We start from the raw sequence: 17,148 nt of genomic DNA, 5'->3' as shown, positions 1-17,148 counted from the left end.
GGCCTCGGCGGCCGCGCGTGCGCGCGCCGCCTCCTCCGCGCGCGCGATCGCCTCCTGTTCGGAGGCCGCGATCGCGGCGCGCCGGCGTTCCACCTCCGCCGCGGCGGCTGCCGCCTGCGCCGCGGCCTGCTCGGCCGCGCGGCGTGCGCGCTGTTCGCTCTCGGCACGGGAGAGGGCGAGCTGCGCCTGCCGCTCCAACTCGTCGCGCAGCGCCGTCAGCGCCTGGACCTGCTGGGTCAGCCGCGCGAGGTCGGCGAGCCGTGCCTCGATCGTCGCGCGGTCGGCGCGCACCTGGCGGTCCAGTTCCATCGCCTCGGCGCGCAGCGCCTCCAGTTCCTGCCGCGAGGCGGAGAGCTGCGCGGCTGTCGCCGCCGCCTGGCGTTCCAGCGCGGCGCGGCGCTGCTCGGCTTCGGACAGGCCGCGGCGCGTCTCGGCCAGGTCGCGCGCGGTGCGCGCGGCATCGCCGCCGACCCGCTCGGCCCGCGCCAGCGCCTCGCCCAATTGCCGTTCGAGCGTCGCGACGCGCTCGGCCGAGGCGCGGTCCGCGAGGCCCAGGTCGGCGATGCGCGCGGTCAGGCGTTCCCGTTCGGCCCGTGCGGCGTCGCGCTCGGCGGTCAGGCGCTCGCGTTCCTCCCGCGCCTGGCCGAGGGAGCGCATGGCCGCGTCGCGCGCCGCGGCGGCGGCGGCCAGTTCCTCCCCCGCGCGGGCGAGGTTCGTGCGCAGCTCCTCCGCCTGGCCGCGTTCCAGCGCCAGCATCTCGGCGAGTTCCGCCACCTGGCGGTTCAGCCGGTCGAGCGCCCGGTCGCGGGTGGACAGCGCGACCGACAGGAACCCCTGCGCCAGCACGAAGACCAGCAGCACGAAGATGATGACCATGAGCAGCGTGGACAGCGCATCCACGTATCCGGGCCAGGCATCGAGGCCACCCCGGCCACGGCGTCGGTCGGAGGAACCGGCCATGGGCGTTCAGGCCGCGGCGATCGGCGCGCGGGGGGGCTCCGCCCTGCCGGACCCGCCCCGGCATCCCGCGGCGGGTCCGCCCTGGACGCCGGTCGCCGACAGCAGACAACCCCTCGCAACCCGGACCATCGCTGGCCGGCACGACGGCTGCGGCACGCCCCTCGACGCAACGGTGCGTCCCCGATCCATCCCGCCGGCCAGCCCTGACGACGGTGTCCAGAGGCCTTTCGGCCTCCGGCGGGGGGGCCAGGGGGGCGGCGCCCCGCCGCCGGCACCCGTCGCGTGCCCGGTCACCGCGGCTGTTCCTCGGCGATCGCCGCGATCGTGCGCGTCAGGATCTTGATCTCGTTGCGCAGTTCGGCGGTCATCTGGCTGCGTCCCTGGGACAGGTCCTCCGCCAGGCGCGCCAGGTGGATCTCCAGGTTGCGGATATGGCTGCGCGTGGCCTCGTCGATCGCCGGCGCCGCCTGCGCCTCGGCGAGCCGTGTCAGCGCCGGGGCGAGGTGCGACTGCCCCTCCGCGACGCGCAGCATCAGCGCGTTGTTGGCGCGCATCTGCTCCGTCAGGACGGTGAGCCTTTCGGTCAGCGTCATCAGGGCGCGCGACGTTTCCGCCCGTCCTTCCTCCCCGCGCGAGAGGATCGCCTGCAGCCCCTCCATGTTCTCCGCCGTCTGCTCCAGCAGCGCGGAGACATAGGCCGGGATCGACCCTTCCGAATCCTGCCCCAGCGGCCCGGAGGACAGCCGCGTCAGCCCCGCCAGCCATTCCTCCAGCTCATTGGTGAAGCGGTTCTGCGCCTGCCCCGCCGTCAGGTCCATGAACCCCAGCACCAGCGCGCCGGCGAGGCCGAGCATCGAGGTCGAGAACGCCGTCCCCATCCCCTCCAGCGGCCGTGCCAGCCCGGCCTTCAACTGGTTGAACAACTGGTTCAGGTCGCCCGACCCGACCGACATGTTGCCGATCACGTCCGCCACCGACCCGATCGTCAGCAGCAGCCCCCAGAAGGTCCCGAGCAACCCGAGGAAGATCAGCAGCCCGGTCATGTAGCGGGACAGTTCCCGCGTCTCGTCCAGCCGCGACAGGATCCCGTCCATCACCGAGCGCAGCGCGAGGGCCGAGAGCGATACCCGCTCGCTCCGCCGCGCGGCGAGCATCGAGGCCATCGGCGCCAGCAGCCGCGGCTGTACCGGCGCGTCGGCCCCGCGCACGGACCGGAAGCCTTCGATCCACGCCACCTCATGCCGCAGCGTCAGCACCTGGCGCAGGTTCCAGGCGATGCCGAACAGCAGCACCGCCAGGATCACCGCATTCAGCACCGGATTCGCGGCGAAGGCGTGCTGCAACTGGTCGAACAGCGCCGCGGTCACCAGCGCCACGCAAGCGAGGAACCCCAACATCCGCCAGAGAAAGACCATCGGCTGCGTCATCGGCCCCGCGCCTCCGCATTCGGGCTTGCCACGCCGGGGGGCAGCACGTCCACCCGGTCCGCGCCGGCGCCGAGCCGCCCGAGCGGCCGCAGGTCGATCCGCGTCGCATCCAGCCCGCCGGCGACCAGCGCCGCCTTCACCGCCTGTGCCCGCGCCAGCGAGGCCCGCCGCGCCATCGAGACGTCATTCGCCGGCCCGCTCACCTGCGCCTCCACCGTCACGCGCCCCCAGGGCAACGCCGCGAGCGCCCGTCCCAGCCCCTCCAGCGCACGCTGCTGCGCGGCATCGAGCGCATCCGCCGCCAGGGCGAATCGCACCCCGCCTTCGGGCAGCGCCTCCATGCCCGGCGGCAGTGGCGGGGCCGCGGCAGGCTGCTGCGGCACCACCGCCGCGCCATTCGGCGCCAGCCGCGCCGGTGCCGGCGGCGCGGGCGCGGGCTCGGGCAACACCTCGGCCGGCGAATCCTGCGCCCGCGCCGCGGCAGGGACCAGCAACGCGACGAGGAAAGCCCGCCGGATCATCCGGCCTGATGGGCCTTCACGGCGGCGATGCCCTCGGCCACCACGTCCCGCAGCTTCGGCTGCAGGGCCTGGTTGCCGGCGACGACATTGCCGCCGGCATAGGGATCGCCGCCCTCCGGATCGGTGCAGAAGCCGCCGGCTTCCTTCACCATCACCAGCCCCGCGGCGATGTCCCACTTCTTCAGCCCGAGTTCCCAGAACCCGTCATACCTGCCGGCCGCCACCCAGGCGAGGTCGAGCGCCGCCGCGCCGAAGCGCCGCACGCCCGCCACCTGCGGCATGATCCGGTGCAGGATGGAGGAGAATTCCGCCTTGCGCGGCACGCCGGCGAAGGGAATGCCGGTGGCGAAGACCGCATCCCGCATCTCCCGCCGCGCCGAGACGCGCAGCCGCCGGTCGTTGAGGAAGGCGCCCACGCCCTTCTCCGCCCAGAACAGTTCATCGGAGGCGGGGTTGTAGATCACCCCGGCCATGATCTCGGTCTTCTCGGCGTCGATCCGCTTCTCGATGCCGACCGAGATCGCCCAATGCGGAATCCCGTGCAGGAAATTGGTGGTGCCGTCCAGCGGATCGACCACCCAGCGCCATTCCCAGTCGCCATTCCCGGACTCGCCCGATTCCTCCATCAGGAAACCGAAGTTCGGACGGGCCTTGGACAGCTCCTCCTTCAGCGTCTGCTCGGCCCGCAGGTCGGCGGAGGAGACGAAATCCGACGGGCCCTTCACGCTGACCTGAAGCTGCTCGACCTCCCCGAAATCCCGCAGCAGCCGACGCCCCGCCTTGCGGACGGCCGAAGTGACAACCTGCATGGCAGGCGAAAGACGCGGAGACACGGGGGGCATGAGCAGACGGACCTTACGGGAGAAAGAGCGAGCGGAGGGTTAGCGGATGGGGCGCGCTCAGGCCAGGGGGCGCCGCACCCTGGAGCGGGCACCCATCGCAGACGGACGCATCTGCGATGGGATCCCGAGCCGCCGGGGCGTGCGCGCCCCCGGACCCGCGAGGACGTGAGACGACTAGCGGCGGCCGGCGCGGTCGACGGGGCCGCCGCGGTTCATCGGCGTGCCGGGACGGACGCCGGGGCCGGGGGCGCCCACGCCCACGCCGGGGGCGACACCGACGCCAGGGGCGCCGACGCCGACACCGGAGGCGACACCGACGCCAGGGGCGCCGACGCCGGGCGCGGCGCGCAACACCACGCCGGGGCGCGCCACGCAGCCGGCAGGGACGCCGATATACTGGCAATAGACCTGCGCCCGGGCGGGCAAGGCGAAGCCCATCCCGGCGGCGAGGCCAAGCACGGAAAGCACGACCGGCCGCAGGCACATCGACGCCATCCTCCCTGCACGGCGCGCGGCAGGCGCGCCGGCAGCGGGCAGACTAGGCGAAAACGGCGCGGGGCAGGGCGCGAAACGTCGCAGGGCGCCGGGCAGGCCGGCGCCCGCGCATCACTTCGCGCGTTCGTAGTAGGTGCCGTCCGTGGTCTTCACGACGATCTTCTCGCCGGCGGTGATGAAGGGCGGCACCATCACCTTCACGCCGTTCGACATGACCGCCGGCTTGTAGGAGGAGGAGGCGGTCTGGCCCTTCACCACCGGATCGGCCTCGACCACTTCCAGCACCACCGTCTCGGGCAGGTCCATGGAGACGGGCTCGCCTTCGATCAGCTTGACGTTGACCGTCATGTTCTCCTGCAGGAAGGGCAGGCGGTCGCCGAGGATGTCCTGCGGGACCATGGTCTGCTCGAAGCTTTCCGGGTCCATCAGCACCAGGTTCTCGCCATCGGTGTAGGAGTAGGTGAACTCCTTGTCCTCGGTGGTCAGGCGTTCCACCGTGTCGGCCGTGCGCCAGCGCTGGTCCTTCTTGGCGCCGGTCTTGACGTTGCGCATCTCCACCTGGATGACCGCCGCGCCCTTCCCCGGGATCATGATGTTCTGCTTGAGGATGGTGTAGCGAGCCCCTTCGAACTCGATGACCATGCCGGCACGCATCTGGTTGGCTTGCATCTTTGCCATTGGAGAAATCCGATTCAGGTTTTGGTACTGCGCGAGCAGCAAGCAGCTTCAGCCGGGGGGTCTAGTCGGTCGTTCGCCCAGCGGCAACAGGCCGGGTGTAAGTCGCTGCCCTACCCCCACCCCCGCCAAACCCTGACAGGGCACGCAGTTCGGATGGACTATACGAATGCACGCTTTGGTGCATAAGCTTTGCGCTCAGGGGTTGCTGAGGTGCGGGAAATGAGCGCGACAGTGAATGCGAACCTGAACCGTTGCTTCATGCGGTTTGAGGATCGCGCTGAACGATTTGACAACAAACAAATCATCGAGACATTCGTTTCAGTTGGCCCGCTCTTAGATATACTGGCAAACAAATCTCATCAGATCATTTATGGGCGCCGAGGCGTTGGCAAAACGCATGCCCTTAAATATTTTGAAAGTCAAGCAAAAAATAGCGGTGACATAGCGATATACGTTGATTGCCAAAATATAGGATCAAATCAATCGATTTATGATGATAAAGATCTTCCGATTAGCGAAAGGGCAACCCGCCTTCTTATCGATGTTTGTTCTGCGATGCACTGGGCGTTTTTGGATACATTTACGGATGCTAGTCGTGGATGGAGCCTCGCAGATGTAGCTCCCCTGCTAGATGATTTTACGAATGCGATTTCGCAGATTAGGATTGATGGTTCTTACGAGGTCGAGGCACGCGTCACTGAAGCGCGCAAGACCGGAGCGTCCAGTTCGCTTGGGCTGGCGATCAAAGAGAAGCCAGAATTTACGGCTGGCTATAGTTCGACGAATAATGAAGAGAGTTCCGAAGAAGTAAAAAATAGACATTCTGGCGTGGAGCGCTCATCAATAGATTTCAATTTCATAATGCAGAATATGCGGAAAATTGTGAATTTTGTTGCTCCGAGAAGGATTTGGCTCCTTGTCGATGAATGGAGCACTGTTCCGCCAGACATTCAACCATATTTGGCTGATCTAATTAGAAGATCTTTTTTCACTATTCCAAATTTTTCAATTAAGATCGCGGCAATTGAGCAGAGATCAAAATTCAAGATCGACTTTCATGACGAAAGGTACATAGGAGTGGAATTGGGCGCTGATATTTCTGTCGCTCTAAACCTAGATGACTATCTTGTATTCGATAGTAACGAGCAAAGATCCATTGAATTCTTCAGAAATCTTGTCAATCGCCACATGCGAGCAATCTCTCGGGAGAATTCCATAGATATTGGCGTTCCCGACGGCGCTTCTGTCACGGGTTATGCCTTTACGCAGGAGAATGTATTTATCGAATTTGTGAAAGCAAGCGAAGGAGTTCCACGTGATGCGATGCACATTTTGACGGCGGCAGCTCAAAAAGCTGCAGTTTCGCCGATCTCTATGCCGATAATGAGACAAGCGGCGCTTCAGTTTTTTCAATCTGATAAATATAATGCCATATCTGCGAATCCAGAAAACAGGAGAATGCTCGATTGGATCAGGCATCAAGTAATAGGGGAGCGAAGAACAAGAGCATTCTTACTTCCAGTGGGCGCAGAGGATGAAGTTATAGATCGTCTCTTCGATCGAAGGGCGCTTCATATACTGAACAGAAATATGTCTGCTGCGCATTTGCCAGGCGCAAGATTTGTTGTGTATAAAATAGATTATGGATGTTATGTTGATATGATAAATACAGATAAATTTCCTTCAGGGATGCTATTCAGAGATGACCAAATGACACAAGCCTTGCTCGATGTTCCTGATGATGATGCGCGTTCCTATAGGCGAGCGATCCTTGATCTATCCGAGTTTTACAAGACAAACCCCGATATTCGAGCTAGACGCGACGGATCGCAGGGCCACGAATAGCCGAGAGAAGATTGGGCGATGAGGCTGCTTCCGGTTGCAAGGCTCTGCGGTGAGAGTGCGGCTTTGCGGCAAGGTCTCGGTGTGTCAGTGAGAAGTTGGTTGAATTTAGGAAAATATTCTGTTATCGACTCGTTATGCACCCCCACCCCTTCCACCCCCTCACCGACGCCGAATTCACCCTCCTCTCCCGCCACCTCCCCGGTTCCGACAGCACGCCCAGCCGAGGCCGCCCACCCGCCGACCGCCGCCGCACGCTGAACGCCATCTTCTGGGTCGCCTGTTCCTCCGGCCCCTGGAAGGACCTGCCCGCCGAATACGGCCGCGCCGACACCGCCCACCGCCAGCTCCGCCGCTGGGCTAAGTCCGGCCACATGGACCTCCTCCGCAGCCTCGTCGCCAACCGGGACCCGAGGCAGGACCATATTCTTAACGCCCTCGCCTGGCGCATCTGCCGCGCCTGGCGCCGCATCTCCCGCATCGTCGGCCTCGGCAGCCTCCTGCTGGCGAAGCGCCTCGCCCTGCGCCCGGCCCTGCCGGCCGACCTGCGCTACCTGCCCGATCCGGTTTTGTCCGAAACCGTCCAATCCCTCGTCCGCCGCGCGCTGAATCGCGTCCACGCCCAACCCCGAGGCCTCTTCGCCACCCTTGGCAGGCTCATCGCCCAGGCCGGCGGCAACCGCCGCCGCTGGAGGCTCCGCTGAACCGCCCCCGCGCCCCCTTCAGCCACCCCGCCGCACCCCACTCTCCCGCGATCCAGTCCGAATCCCGCCGGGGTCCGGGGAGGGGCCACCCTCCCCGGCGGGGGTCCGGGGGCGGCGCCCCCGGCTGCAACATGGACAGCATCCCTTCCGCATCGCACCCTCGCCCGGCCAATTGCCTGGGTGACCCTCGCCGCGTGTCCCAATACCAAAGCCCCCCGCAGAGGATTCTCCTCGGCATTCTCTTCATGTGCACCGCGGGCATGCTGTTCGCCGTCATGGGCGGCTGTGCGAAGCTGCTGGGCGCGCACTACTCCTCGCTCCAGGTTTCCTGGGCGAGGGCCTTCGGCCACATCGTCTTCCTGCTGGTCGCCTTCCTGCCGCGCCATGGCCTCGGCGTGCTGCGCACGCGGCGGCCGCTCATGCAGCTCGCGCGATCGGCGCTGCTGTTCCTGTCGAACCTCGCGCATTTCTTCGCCATCACCTTCATCCCGCTGGCGAAGGCGGCCTCGATCAGCCTGACGGCGCCGCTGATCGTGGCGCTGCTGGCCGGTCCGGTGCTCGGCGAACGCACCACGCGCGCGAGGGTGATCGCCCTGCTCTGCGGCTTCGCCGGGGTGGTGCTGGTGATCCGCCCGGGGACGTCGGTGTTCCACTGGGCGTCGCTCTTCGTCGTGCTCAGCGCGGCGAGCTACGGCGTCTATCAGATCCTCACCCGCCTGGTGGCGGGGGTGGAAAGCCCCGAGACCTCGGCGATCTACAGCAGCACGGTCGGTGCCTTCGGCATGCTGCTGGTGATGCCCTTCGTCTGGATCACGCCGGTTTCGCTGTTCGACATCGGGCTGTTCTGCGCGCTCGGCATCCTGGGCGCGCTCGGGCATTACTGCGTCGCCTATGCCTTCGGCTACGGGCCGGCGAACATCATCTCGCCCTTCCAGTATTTCCAGCTCATGGGCTCGGTCGCGGTCGGCAACCTGTTCTTCGGGGAGTTGCCGGATGCCTACACCTGGCTGGGGGCGGCGGTGATCATCGGCTCCGGCCTGTTCATCGGCTGGTCGCAGAGCCGCAAGAAGCCGGGGGGCGCCTAGGATGGGCCGACCGGAACCTTGCCGCCGCCGCCCGGCGTCTCCTTCACGAAGGCCGGCAGGGCGATGCCGGAGATCCGCCCGCGCAGGGACCGCATCAGCGCGAGTCCTTCCTCCTCCGGCACCGCGAAGCGCGCCGTTCCCGGCGCCGGGTCCAGGGAGTGCAGGTAGTACGGCTTCACCCGCGCCCGCAGCATGGCGCGGAACAGGTCGGTCAGGGCGTCGGCGCTGTCGTTCACCCCGCGCAGCAGCACGGACTGCCCGAGCAGCGGCACCCCGGCCTCGGCGAGCCTGTCCAGTGCCGCGACCGCCGGTGCCGCGAATTCCCGGGCATGGTTCGCATGCACCGCGACAAACACCGGCTTGCCCACCCGAAGGGCTGCGACCAGCGCCGCGTCGATGCGGGAGGGCTCGGCCACCGGCACGCGGGTATGGATGCGCAGCGTCTCGACATGCGGCACCGCGGCGAGCCGGGACAGGATCGCCCCCAGCCTGCGGGCGCTCAACATGAGCGGATCGCCCCCGGTCAGGATCGCCTCGCGGATGGCCGGGGTGCGCTCGAACCAGGCAAGGGCGGTGTCGAGCTCGGCCTCGCTCAGCAGCCCGCCATCCGGCCCGACGACCTCGCGGCGGAAGCAGAAGCGGCAATACACCGGGCAGGCGAGCAGCGGCTTCAGCAGCGCCCGGTCGGGGTATCGGTGCACCACGCCCTTCACCGGGGTGAAGGGGGCGTCGGCGGTGGGGTCCTCGATCTCGTGCGGGGCGGTGGTCAGTTCGGCGGCGTCGGGGATGTACTGCCGCGCGATCGGGTCGGCGGGGTCGGCCGCATCCATCAGCCCCGCGACATGGGGCGTGACCGAGATCGAGTACCGTTCGGCGACCCGTGCGGCCTCGGCCTCGGCCGCGGGCGCGATCAGCCCGGCCTCGCGCAGCGCGCGTGCGCTCCGCAGGGTGCGTCCCTGGCGCGTGATGTCACCGTCCGGCATGGTCGCGGCCCCGTACCGGAACGCCGCCGCCGCCGCAATGCCCACGCCCCCCTGGATGCCCGAGCGCCTCGCCGCGCGCCTGCCCTTCCTGCGCCGCCGGGCGGAGCTCACCGCCGCCACCCGCCGCTTCTTCACCGGTCGCGGCTACCTGGAGGTCGAGACCCCCTGCCTGGTCCCCGCCCCGGGGGCGGAGGTCCACATCCGCGCCTTCGAGACCCGCTTCGTGCCGCATCTCGGCGCGGGGGAGGGGCGGACGCTGTGGCTGCGGACCTCGCCGGAGCTGGCGATCAAGCGGCTGCTGGCCGGCGGGTCGGGGCCGGTCTTCGAGCTGGCGCGGGTGTGGCGCAACGGGGAGATGTCCGCCCGCCACGCCCCCGAATTCACCATGCTGGAATGGTACCGCCCCGGCCTGTCCTTCGAGGGGCTGATGGAGGAAACCGAAACCTTCATCCGCGCCGTCTGCCCGCCGGCGGTGGAGCATGGCGGCCTCCGCACCGACCTGACGCTGCCGTTCGAGCGGCTGACGATGCAGGAGGCCTTCGCCCGCCACTGCAACGGGTTGGACCTGCTGGGGACGGAAGGCGACACGGACCGCCTGCGGAACGCCGCCGCCGCCGCCGGCTTCCCGCCGAGGGAGGGGGAAGGGTGGGAGGACCTGTTCTTCCGCCTGCTGCTGGAACGGGTGGAACCCGCCATCGGCCGGGACCGCGCGACCTTCCTGACCCATTGGCCCGCCCCGCAGGCGGCGCTCGCCCGCCGCGACCCGGCCGATCCGCGGGCCGCGCTGCGCTTCGAATTGTTCGTCGCCGGGATCGAGCTCGCCAATGCCTTCGACGAATTGACCGACGCCGCCGAGCAGCGGGAACGCTTCCGCGAGGCGAACGAGGAGCGCCGCCGCCTCACCGGCGAGCATGGCTGGGAGGTGGACGAGGATTTCTGCGCCGCCCTGGAGCACGGCCTGCCGCCGACGGCCGGGATCGCGCTCGGCTTCGACCGGCTGGCGATGCTGGCCGCCGGGGCACGGTCGATCGAGGACGTGCTGTGGCTGCCGCTGTGAGGGTCCGGCATGCGGCGGGGCGGGTTGCGTCGCGTCCCCCGGTCGCGTCTATAAGCCCCCGCGCGGGACAAGTGCGGGACGAATGGCGATCGGATCGAGATTCAGCCGCGAAAGGCGGCGACGGCGTGGGCAGTTTCTGCTGCGGGTCGCGAAGTGGCTGGTGGCGCTGGGAATCTTCCTCGGCCTTGGCATCGCCGCGTACCGCAGCGGGCTGGAACTCGCGCGCTCGGAGGTCAGCGCGCTCGAGCGCCGGCTGGACGAGGTCGCGACCGAGGCGCGCGACTACCAGATGCGCAATGCCCGGCTGGAGAGCGAACTGCGCCAGGCGCGGGAAGCCAATGTGGCGTTGCAGCGGCGATATGAGCGCGACGTGCCCACCGGCGATGCCGCGGCGCTGTTCTCGCTGGCCCAGCAGCGGATCGCCTCTGGCCTGCCGCGCGCTCGGGTGGAACAGGTGCTGCGCGACGCCGCGCCGGTCCGCCGCTGCGAAGGGCGCGGCCAGTCCCGGCGCTTCGCCGTCTCCTATGGCCCACGGGTGCCGGAGAATGGCGGCTTCGAGCTTCTCGACGGGCTGGTGCGCGTCTTGGTGAGCGCGCCGAACCAGACCGACGACCTGGCCCGCGCGGCGAGCGTGGTGGTGACGGTCGCCGGCGCCGACCCGGTGACGCTGACCGGATTGCCGCAGCGGCATCCGGTGGTGCTCGGCAATGCCGAGATGACGCTCAATGTCAGCAGCGAGATCCGCGGCTTCGCCACTGTCTCGCTGACGACCTGCGGAGGTTGAGCATGCGCGCCGCCCTTGCGCTGGTCCTGGTACTTGCCGCCTGCGCGCCGGGCCAGGCGGACGAGGCTGCGCGGGGGCAACGGCTGGCGCAGGAACGCTGCGCTGCCTGCCACGCCATCGGCCGCACTGGCGCCAGCCCGCGTGCCGGCGCGCCCCCCTTCCGCGACCTGCACAACCGCTACCCGGTCGATCAACTCGCGGAATCCCTGGCGGAGGGGATCGTCACCGGCCATCCGGACATGCCGGAGCAGGCCTTCAGCCCGGAGGAGGTGAACGCCCTGATCGCCTACCTCCGCAGCCTGGAACGGTAGGGGGTGCGCCGCCCGCCGCTCGAAGGACCTACCTTCGTGCGGCCGGCCCGGCTTTCGTCCGAACCTGCCCGGCAGTTCCATCCTTGCGCCCTTCGGCCCGATGCTCCGCATCGGGCCGGGAGCGCGAAGCGCGACCGCGCCCAGGCGATCAGCCGCTCCCGGCGCGCCAGTGCATGGCGCGCAAGCCAGGCACGCGGATGCGTGCGCCGGCGCCTGAGGCAACGCAAAGACTCCGACGGCCGCCGCAGGCGGCTGTCGGGATCAGGCCGGCACGTCGCCGAGCAGCGTGATGCGATGCATCTCCCGCCGGTGACCGTGATAGTCGTTGACCGGGTAGTGCTGGACCGCGCGGTTGTCCCAGAAGGCGACGGAACCCGGCGCCCAGCGGAAGCGGCAGGTGAACTCCGGCCGGGTGATGTGGGCGAAGAGGAAGTCGAGCAGCGGCTTCGATTCCTCCTCGGTCCAGCCGTCGAAGCGGGAGGTGTGGCCGAGGTTGACGAAGAGCGACTTCCGCCCGGTTTCCGGATGCGTGCGCACCACCGGGTGGCTGGCTTCCAGCACCTCGGCACTGGTCACGGCGCCGCGTTCCTTCTGCCGGTCCTCCCGGGTCTTGGATGCGTCGGCCTTCTTCGAGGAATTGATCGCGCGCAGCCCGTCGAGCGTCGCGCGCAGCCCGGGGGAAAGCGCGTCATAGGCGGCACGGGCATCGGCGAAGAGGGTGTCGCCGCCAGCCGGCGGCACTTCCCGCGCGATCAGCATCGTCGCCATGGGCGGGCGTTCCAGATAGGCGGTGTCGGAATGCCAGACGCCGCCGAAATTGATGCGTTCGTGCGGTTCCTTGATGACCGGCGTGATCTGCGGGAAGCCTTCCAGCCCGCGCACGAAGGGGTATTCCACCGGCGTACCGAAGCGGCCGGCGAAGTCGAGGAAATCCCGCGGCGGCAGCTTGGCGTCGCGCAGGAAGAGCACGCCGTGGTCGAGCCAGATGGTGCGCAATTCGGCGATGGTCGCCTCGTCGAGCGGACCATCGAATTCGAGGCCCGAGACCTCCGCCCCGCAGGATCCCGAGGCGCGTGTGACGGTGAGGCGCTGCGCGGTGATGGACATCGTTTCCTCCGTTTGACGCGGAGGTTACGCCGCCCCCCGCAGACGCGCCAGCAGGCCCGGCGCATCTTCCCGTGGCAGGGCATAGAAGACGAAGACGTAGGGGTCCGAGGCCTCGAACACCGACGGATCGGGGGAGGCACGCTGCATTGTCGCGCGGTCGAGCGCGGCGACGGGGAACCATTCCCCGCGCAGTTCGAACAGCACCTCATAGCCGAGCGCGTCGAGAAAGGCCGGCACCGCCCAGGTGCTGCCTTCGCGGTGGCGTTCCTCGACCTCCAGCGTGAGGACCGGGCGGCAGCGCAGCAGCGTGTCGCGGGCACCGCGCAGGATCTCGTACTCGGCGCCCTCGGCGTCGATCTTCATCGCCGTCAGGTCGGCGATGGCGAGATCGTCGAGCCGCAGCAGCGGTACGGTGAAGCGCTCGACCGTCACGCGGGGCGAGAGGTGCGCGGCATAGTCCTTGGCGGTGCTCGCCCATTGCTCCTGCGCGATGCCGTCGAGCACCGGCATGGCGAGCGTGACCTCGCCCGCATGGTCGCCGAGCGCGGCGGCGTGGCATTGCACATGCGCGGGCACCTCGCCGAAGGCGGCGCGCAGCGCGGATCGCAGGCGCGCGAAGGCCGGCGGCAGCGGTTCGAAGGCGAGCACGCGGGAATCCGGCAGCCGCGCGAGCGGGATGGTGATCAGCCCGTCATGCGCGCCGACATCGACCAGCGTGCCGGGGCGGTGGAGCAGGGTGTGGAAGGTGATCTCATCCATCGTCAGGCGCGGAGCCTATAGCAGGCGCGGGCGTGCTGCGACCGCGGTTCAGGCCGCCAGGCGCTCCGAGAAGCGCACCAGGTAGCCGTCCGGGTCCTGCACGATGAACTGGCGGACGCGGACCATCGCGCCGCCGACGCGGTAGGCCTTCTCCTCCACCGGCAGGAAGAAGGGCCAGCCGGCGCCTTCGAGTGCCGCCAGCAGCGGCGCGACGGACGGCACCGCGATCTCGAGGTTCATGCCCCGGCCGAAGGGGCGTTCCGCCGGCGCCGCCAGCCAGTCCCGCGTGCTGCCGAGCCGGTCGAGCATGATCCGCGCGCCGTCGCGCTCGATGCAGGCGAAGCCTTCCTCAGGGCGGTCGTAGAGCACCTCGAAGCCGCAGAGGTCGCGCCAGAAGCGCAGGCTCTCGGCAAGGTCGGTGATGCCGAGCTCGGGCACCAGCGCCGGACGGGTCATGCCGCAGCGATCGCCGCGTTCATCGCGCGCACGCCGGCCGCCGGGCCCTCCGGGTGGTTCCACACCGCGCCCACCACGGCGAGGAAATCCGCCCCCGCCCGCACCAGCGGGCCGCAATTCGCCGCGGTGATGCCGCCAATGGCGACGCAGGGGATCTCCATCATCTCGGTCCACCATTCCAGGATGTCGGTGCCGGCATGATGCACGACCTCCTTGGTGTCGGTCGGGAAGAAGGCGCCGAAGGCGACGTAGTCGGCGCCGAGCTCGCCGGCTTCCATCGCCAGGTGCCGAGAGGCATGGCAGGTGATGCCGAGGATGCGGTCCTTCAGCAGCGCCCGCGCCCCCGCATGGTCGCCATCGGTCTGGCCGAGATGCGCCCCGTCGCAGCCGAGCTCATGCGCGAGCTTCGCATCGTCGTTGAGAATGAAGGCGACGTCGCGCGCATGGGCGACCGGCATCAGGATCTCGACCGCCCGCCTGACGTCGTCCACCGAGGCATCCTTCAGCCGCAGCTGCAGGCTGGCGACGTCGCCGGCGTCGAGCGCCGCGGCAAGCACATCACGAAAGGCGGCGGGATCGAGCCGCGGCGGCGTGATCAGATAGAGTCGGCAGCGTTCCGAGGAGACGCCCTGAGATGCCGCATTCATCCGCCGTGATTCCCTGCCTGCGCTATGCCGACCCCAAGGCCGCGATCCGCTTTCTGACCCAGGCCTTCGGCTTCGTCGAGAAGCTGGTGGTCCGCGGTCCTGATGGCGGGGTGATCCATGCCGAGCTGGTCTACGGCGAGGGCGAGACCCGCGGCCTGGTGATGCTGGGCGGCGCGGACCGCACCTTCTTCGACATGCGCCTGCCGGAACAGGTCCGTGGCGTGACGGACTGCATCTATGTGGTGGTGGCCGACGCCGACGCGCATTGCGCGACGGCGCGCGCGGCGGGGGCGGAGGTCCTCGAAGGGCCGCTCGACCGCGACTATGGGTCGCGGGAATACGTCGCGCGGGATCCCGGCGGGTATCTGTGGGATTTCGGGACCTATGATCCCTGGAAGGGGTGAGGGGGGCTGCGATGCGGGGCGCGGGACGGTCGTGGCGCACCACGCAGGGGATGGCGACCGGGAGGGGACGTGCCCCTCCCGGACCCTCCCCACCAGATGACAGCGTCATTTGGAAAGCCGGCCCCTTGCGTTGGGCAGCACGGGGCATGCTGCCCCCGCGAGGTGGCCGTCCTGCGCAGGAGCGGGGTCGGGCTCCGATCCCGAGCGCGCCGCCCGTCGGCCTATGACGCCAGGGCGCGCGCGGCTTGCCCCGCCTTCATGCTCCCGCTCTCCCGCAGCCTGGCGTGCCAGGACAGGGCTTCCTCGATGACATGTGGCGTGTGGCCGCCGCGGGACTGCGCACGACGCACATAGTCGGTCAGCGCGGCGCGATAATCCGGATGCGCGCAGTTGGCGACGATCACCGTCGCCCGCTCGCGCGGTGCGAGGCCGCGCAGGTCGGCCAGTCCGCATTCGGTCACCACGATGTCCACGTCGTGCTCGGTGTGGTCGACATGGCTGACCATGGGCACGACGCTCGAGACATCGCCGCCTTTGGCCGTCGCCTTGGTCACGAAAATCGACATGTAGGCGTTGCGCGCGAAATCGCCCGAACCGCCGATGCCGTTCATCATGTGCGTCCCGCCGACATGGGTCGAGTTGATGTTGCCGTAGATGTCGAATTCCAGCGCCGTGTTGATGCCGATGAGGCCGAGCCGGCGGACCACCTCCGGGTGGTTGCTGATCTCCTGCGGGCGCAGGATCAGCCGCTGCTTGTAGCGCGGCAGGTCGGGCAGCACCGCCTCGTACTTCGTCTTGGACAGGGTGATGGAGGAACCGGAGGCGAAGTCGAGCTTGCCCGCATCGAACAGGTCGAAGGTCGAATCCTGCAGCACCTCGGAGTACATCTTGAGGTTGTGGAAGGGCGTGTCGATGAAGCCGTGCAGCACGGCGTTCGCGATGGTGCCGATCCCGGCCTGCAGCGGTTGCAGCGTATTGGTCAGCCGGCCCTGCTTCACCTCGTGCAGGAAGAACTCCGTCAGATGGCCGGCGATGCTGCGCGTCTCGTCATCCGGCGGCAGCACGGTCGAGGAGCTGTCGAGCTTCGTGGTGATGACGATGGCCGCGATCTTGTCCGGGTCGATCGGGATGAAGGGCAGGCCGATGCGGCTTTCAGGTTCGACGACCGGGATCGGCATGCGCATGGGCCGGTAGGTCGGGATGTAGATGTCGTGCAGGCCTTCCAGCTCCGCCTGCTGGGAGAGGTTGATCTCGACGATCACCTTCTTGGCGAGGATGGCGAAGCTTGCGGAGTTGCCGACTGACGTCGTCGGCACGATGCCGCCCTGCTCGGTGATCGCGACGGCCTCGATCACGGCGATGTCCACCGGGCCGATCTGGCGGCTGCGCAGCAGTTCCACCGTCTCCGACAGGTGCTGGTCGATGAACATCACCTCGCCCGCGTTGATCGCGCGGCGCAGGGCGGGATCGACCTGGAAGGGCATGCGGCGGGACAGGACCTGCGCCTCGGCCAGCGTCTTGTCGAGGTCGTTGCCGAGCGAGGCGCCGGTGATGAGCGTGATCTTCAGCGGATCCCGCCGGGCGCGCTCGGCCAGCGCCATCGGCACCGCCTTGGCCTCGCCGGCGCGGGTGAAGCCGCTCATGCCGACGGTCATGCCGTCCCTGATCAGCCTGGCCGCTTCCTCGGCGCTCACGATCCTGTCGCGGAGGTCGGCGCGACGGACGCGATCTTCATACATCAGACATTCCTCATGGAGTGTTTGCGGCGCAAGGTGATGAACTGACGAAGAATGTCAACCGTCAGGAATCAGCGAAACCGGCGGCGCATCAATGAAAACGCCGCCGCGAGGCATCCCCGCGGCGGCGTCGCACGTCATGCCAACGGCCGCTATTCGCGACCGTTGGTGTGGGACTTTTCGTGTCGTGCCCTCAGGCGCCGGTCGCAAACCTCCGGTTCGCCTGGCTTCGCCGGACCAACGGCGGGCCGCATTCCGGATGCCCGGTCACCTTGCAAGGCAAGGTGACCGGGTGCCCGTCGCGGCCTCGGCACGCGTCAGGAACTCGTGCCGCTGGTATCGGTCGTGGC

General features: G+C 68.4%; 18 protein-coding genes and 1 pseudogene. 7 read left to right on the top strand and 12 right to left on the bottom strand.

Translation table 11 applies throughout. The features are described from left to right. The 6 genes and pseudogenes from GXW74_RS24745 to efp all read right to left on the bottom strand — a co-directional run. Positions 1–960 (bottom strand): annotated as a pseudogene (locus GXW74_RS24745) (peptidoglycan -binding protein); the annotation flags it as partial. 290 nt (positions 961–1,250) lie between these two features. Continuing rightward, entirely contained in the window at positions 1,251–2,387 is a 1,137-nt protein-coding gene (locus GXW74_RS24740; protein ID WP_211849266.1) for a flagellar motor protein MotA, read from the bottom strand. After that, positions 2,384–2,908, bottom strand: a complete 525-nt coding sequence (locus tag GXW74_RS24735) for an OmpA family protein (protein ID WP_211849265.1) — start codon at positions 2,906–2,908, stop codon at positions 2,384–2,386. Before GXW74_RS24735 ends, GXW74_RS24740 begins: the two co-directional genes overlap by 4 nt. Continuing rightward, a complete protein-coding gene (locus tag GXW74_RS24730) occupies positions 2,905–3,717 on the bottom strand; it encodes an inositol monophosphatase family protein (RefSeq protein WP_246524075.1) in 813 nt (270 codons plus the stop codon). The genes GXW74_RS24735 and GXW74_RS24730 overlap by 4 nt, the downstream gene beginning before the upstream one ends. Positions 3,718–3,924: 207 nt before the next feature. After that, positions 3,925–4,236: a hypothetical protein gene (locus tag GXW74_RS24725; RefSeq protein WP_211849263.1), complete on the bottom strand. Its 312-nt coding sequence runs from the start codon at positions 4,234–4,236 to the stop codon at positions 3,925–3,927. 120 nt (positions 4,237–4,356) lie between these two features. After that, positions 4,357–4,923, bottom strand: coding sequence for an elongation factor P (efp, locus tag GXW74_RS24720; protein WP_211849262.1), 567 nt, complete (start codon positions 4,921–4,923; stop codon positions 4,357–4,359). A gap of 219 nt (positions 4,924–5,142) precedes the next feature. Here efp and GXW74_RS24715 point away from each other — a divergent pair, with 219 nt between their 5' ends. The 3 genes from GXW74_RS24715 to GXW74_RS24705 all read left to right on the top strand — a co-directional run bounded on the left by GXW74_RS24715 (position 5,143) and on the right by GXW74_RS24705 (position 8,554). Continuing rightward, positions 5,143–6,768: an ATP-binding protein gene (locus GXW74_RS24715; RefSeq protein ID WP_211849261.1), complete on the top strand. Its 1,626-nt coding sequence runs from the start codon at positions 5,143–5,145 to the stop codon at positions 6,766–6,768. Positions 6,769–6,902: 134 nt separating this feature from the next. After that, positions 6,903–7,469, top strand: a complete 567-nt coding sequence (locus GXW74_RS24710; protein WP_211849260.1) for a transposase — start codon at positions 6,903–6,905, stop codon at positions 7,467–7,469. Positions 7,470–7,600: 131 nt separating this feature from the next. Beyond that, on the top strand, positions 7,601–8,554 hold the full coding sequence (locus GXW74_RS24705; RefSeq protein ID WP_272877351.1) for a DMT family transporter: 954 nt from the start codon (positions 7,601–7,603) through the stop codon (positions 8,552–8,554). Here the strand turns inward: GXW74_RS24705 and GXW74_RS24700 are convergent. Then, positions 8,551–9,537 carry a lysine-2,3-aminomutase-like protein gene (locus GXW74_RS24700; RefSeq protein ID WP_211849258.1) on the bottom strand — a complete coding sequence of 329 codons (987 nt, stop codon included), beginning with the start codon at positions 9,535–9,537 and terminating at the stop codon, positions 8,551–8,553. The genes GXW74_RS24705 and GXW74_RS24700 overlap by 4 nt on opposite strands. Here GXW74_RS24700 and epmA point away from each other — a divergent pair. The 3 genes from epmA (at position 9,536) to GXW74_RS24685 (ending at position 11,689) form a co-directional block, all read left to right on the top strand. After that, the gene (epmA, locus tag GXW74_RS24695) at positions 9,536–10,594 is read left to right on the top strand and encodes an EF-P lysine aminoacylase EpmA (RefSeq protein ID WP_246524074.1); all 1,059 of its coding nucleotides are present in this window, start codon (positions 9,536–9,538) and stop codon (positions 10,592–10,594) included. The two genes, GXW74_RS24700 and epmA, sit on opposite strands and share 2 nt — an antisense overlap. A 160-nt stretch (positions 10,595–10,754) precedes the next feature. After that, entirely contained in the window at positions 10,755–11,378 is a 624-nt protein-coding gene (locus tag GXW74_RS24690) for a hypothetical protein (RefSeq protein ID WP_211849257.1), read from the top strand. Between the two features lie 2 nt (positions 11,379–11,380). Further along, complete coding sequence (locus GXW74_RS24685) at positions 11,381–11,689, top strand: c-type cytochrome (protein WP_211849256.1); 309 nt, start codon at positions 11,381–11,383, stop codon at positions 11,687–11,689. A gap of 261 nt (positions 11,690–11,950) precedes the next feature. Here the strand turns inward: GXW74_RS24685 and GXW74_RS24680 are convergent, their stop codons facing one another. From GXW74_RS24680 to thiE, 4 genes are read right to left on the bottom strand one after another with little or no spacing between them, the layout of a single operon-like run. Continuing rightward, a complete protein-coding gene (locus GXW74_RS24680; RefSeq protein WP_211849255.1) occupies positions 11,951–12,796 on the bottom strand; it encodes a TauD/TfdA dioxygenase family protein in 846 nt (281 codons plus the stop codon). A gap of 24 nt (positions 12,797–12,820) precedes the next feature. Next, positions 12,821–13,555, bottom strand: a complete 735-nt coding sequence (locus GXW74_RS24675; RefSeq protein WP_211849254.1) for an FkbM family methyltransferase — start codon at positions 13,553–13,555, stop codon at positions 12,821–12,823. A gap of 48 nt (positions 13,556–13,603) precedes the next feature. After that, positions 13,604–14,011, bottom strand: a complete 408-nt coding sequence (locus GXW74_RS24670; RefSeq protein ID WP_211849253.1) for a bleomycin resistance protein — start codon at positions 14,009–14,011, stop codon at positions 13,604–13,606. Then, complete coding sequence (gene thiE, locus GXW74_RS24665) at positions 14,008–14,658, bottom strand: thiamine phosphate synthase (protein WP_211849252.1); 651 nt, start codon at positions 14,656–14,658, stop codon at positions 14,008–14,010. Before thiE ends, GXW74_RS24670 begins: the two co-directional genes overlap by 4 nt. Between thiE and GXW74_RS24660 the strand changes: the two genes are divergently transcribed. After that, a complete protein-coding gene (locus GXW74_RS24660; protein WP_211849251.1) occupies positions 14,646–15,062 on the top strand; it encodes a VOC family protein in 417 nt (138 codons plus the stop codon). The genes thiE and GXW74_RS24660 overlap by 13 nt on opposite strands. A 221-nt stretch (positions 15,063–15,283) precedes the next feature. Here the strand turns inward: GXW74_RS24660 and GXW74_RS24655 are convergent, their stop codons facing one another. Further along, positions 15,284–16,801: an acetyl-CoA hydrolase/transferase family protein gene (locus GXW74_RS24655; protein WP_211849250.1), complete on the bottom strand. Its 1,518-nt coding sequence runs from the start codon at positions 16,799–16,801 to the stop codon at positions 15,284–15,286. Between the last annotated feature and the right edge of the window lie 347 nt (positions 16,802–17,148).

It is taken from the genome of Neoroseomonas eburnea, from assembly GCF_018129005.1.
In the GTDB taxonomy this organism is placed as follows: Bacteria; Pseudomonadota; Alphaproteobacteria; order Acetobacterales; family Acetobacteraceae; genus Neoroseomonas; species Neoroseomonas eburnea.
This window is presented reverse-complemented; position numbering and strand designations above follow the sequence as displayed.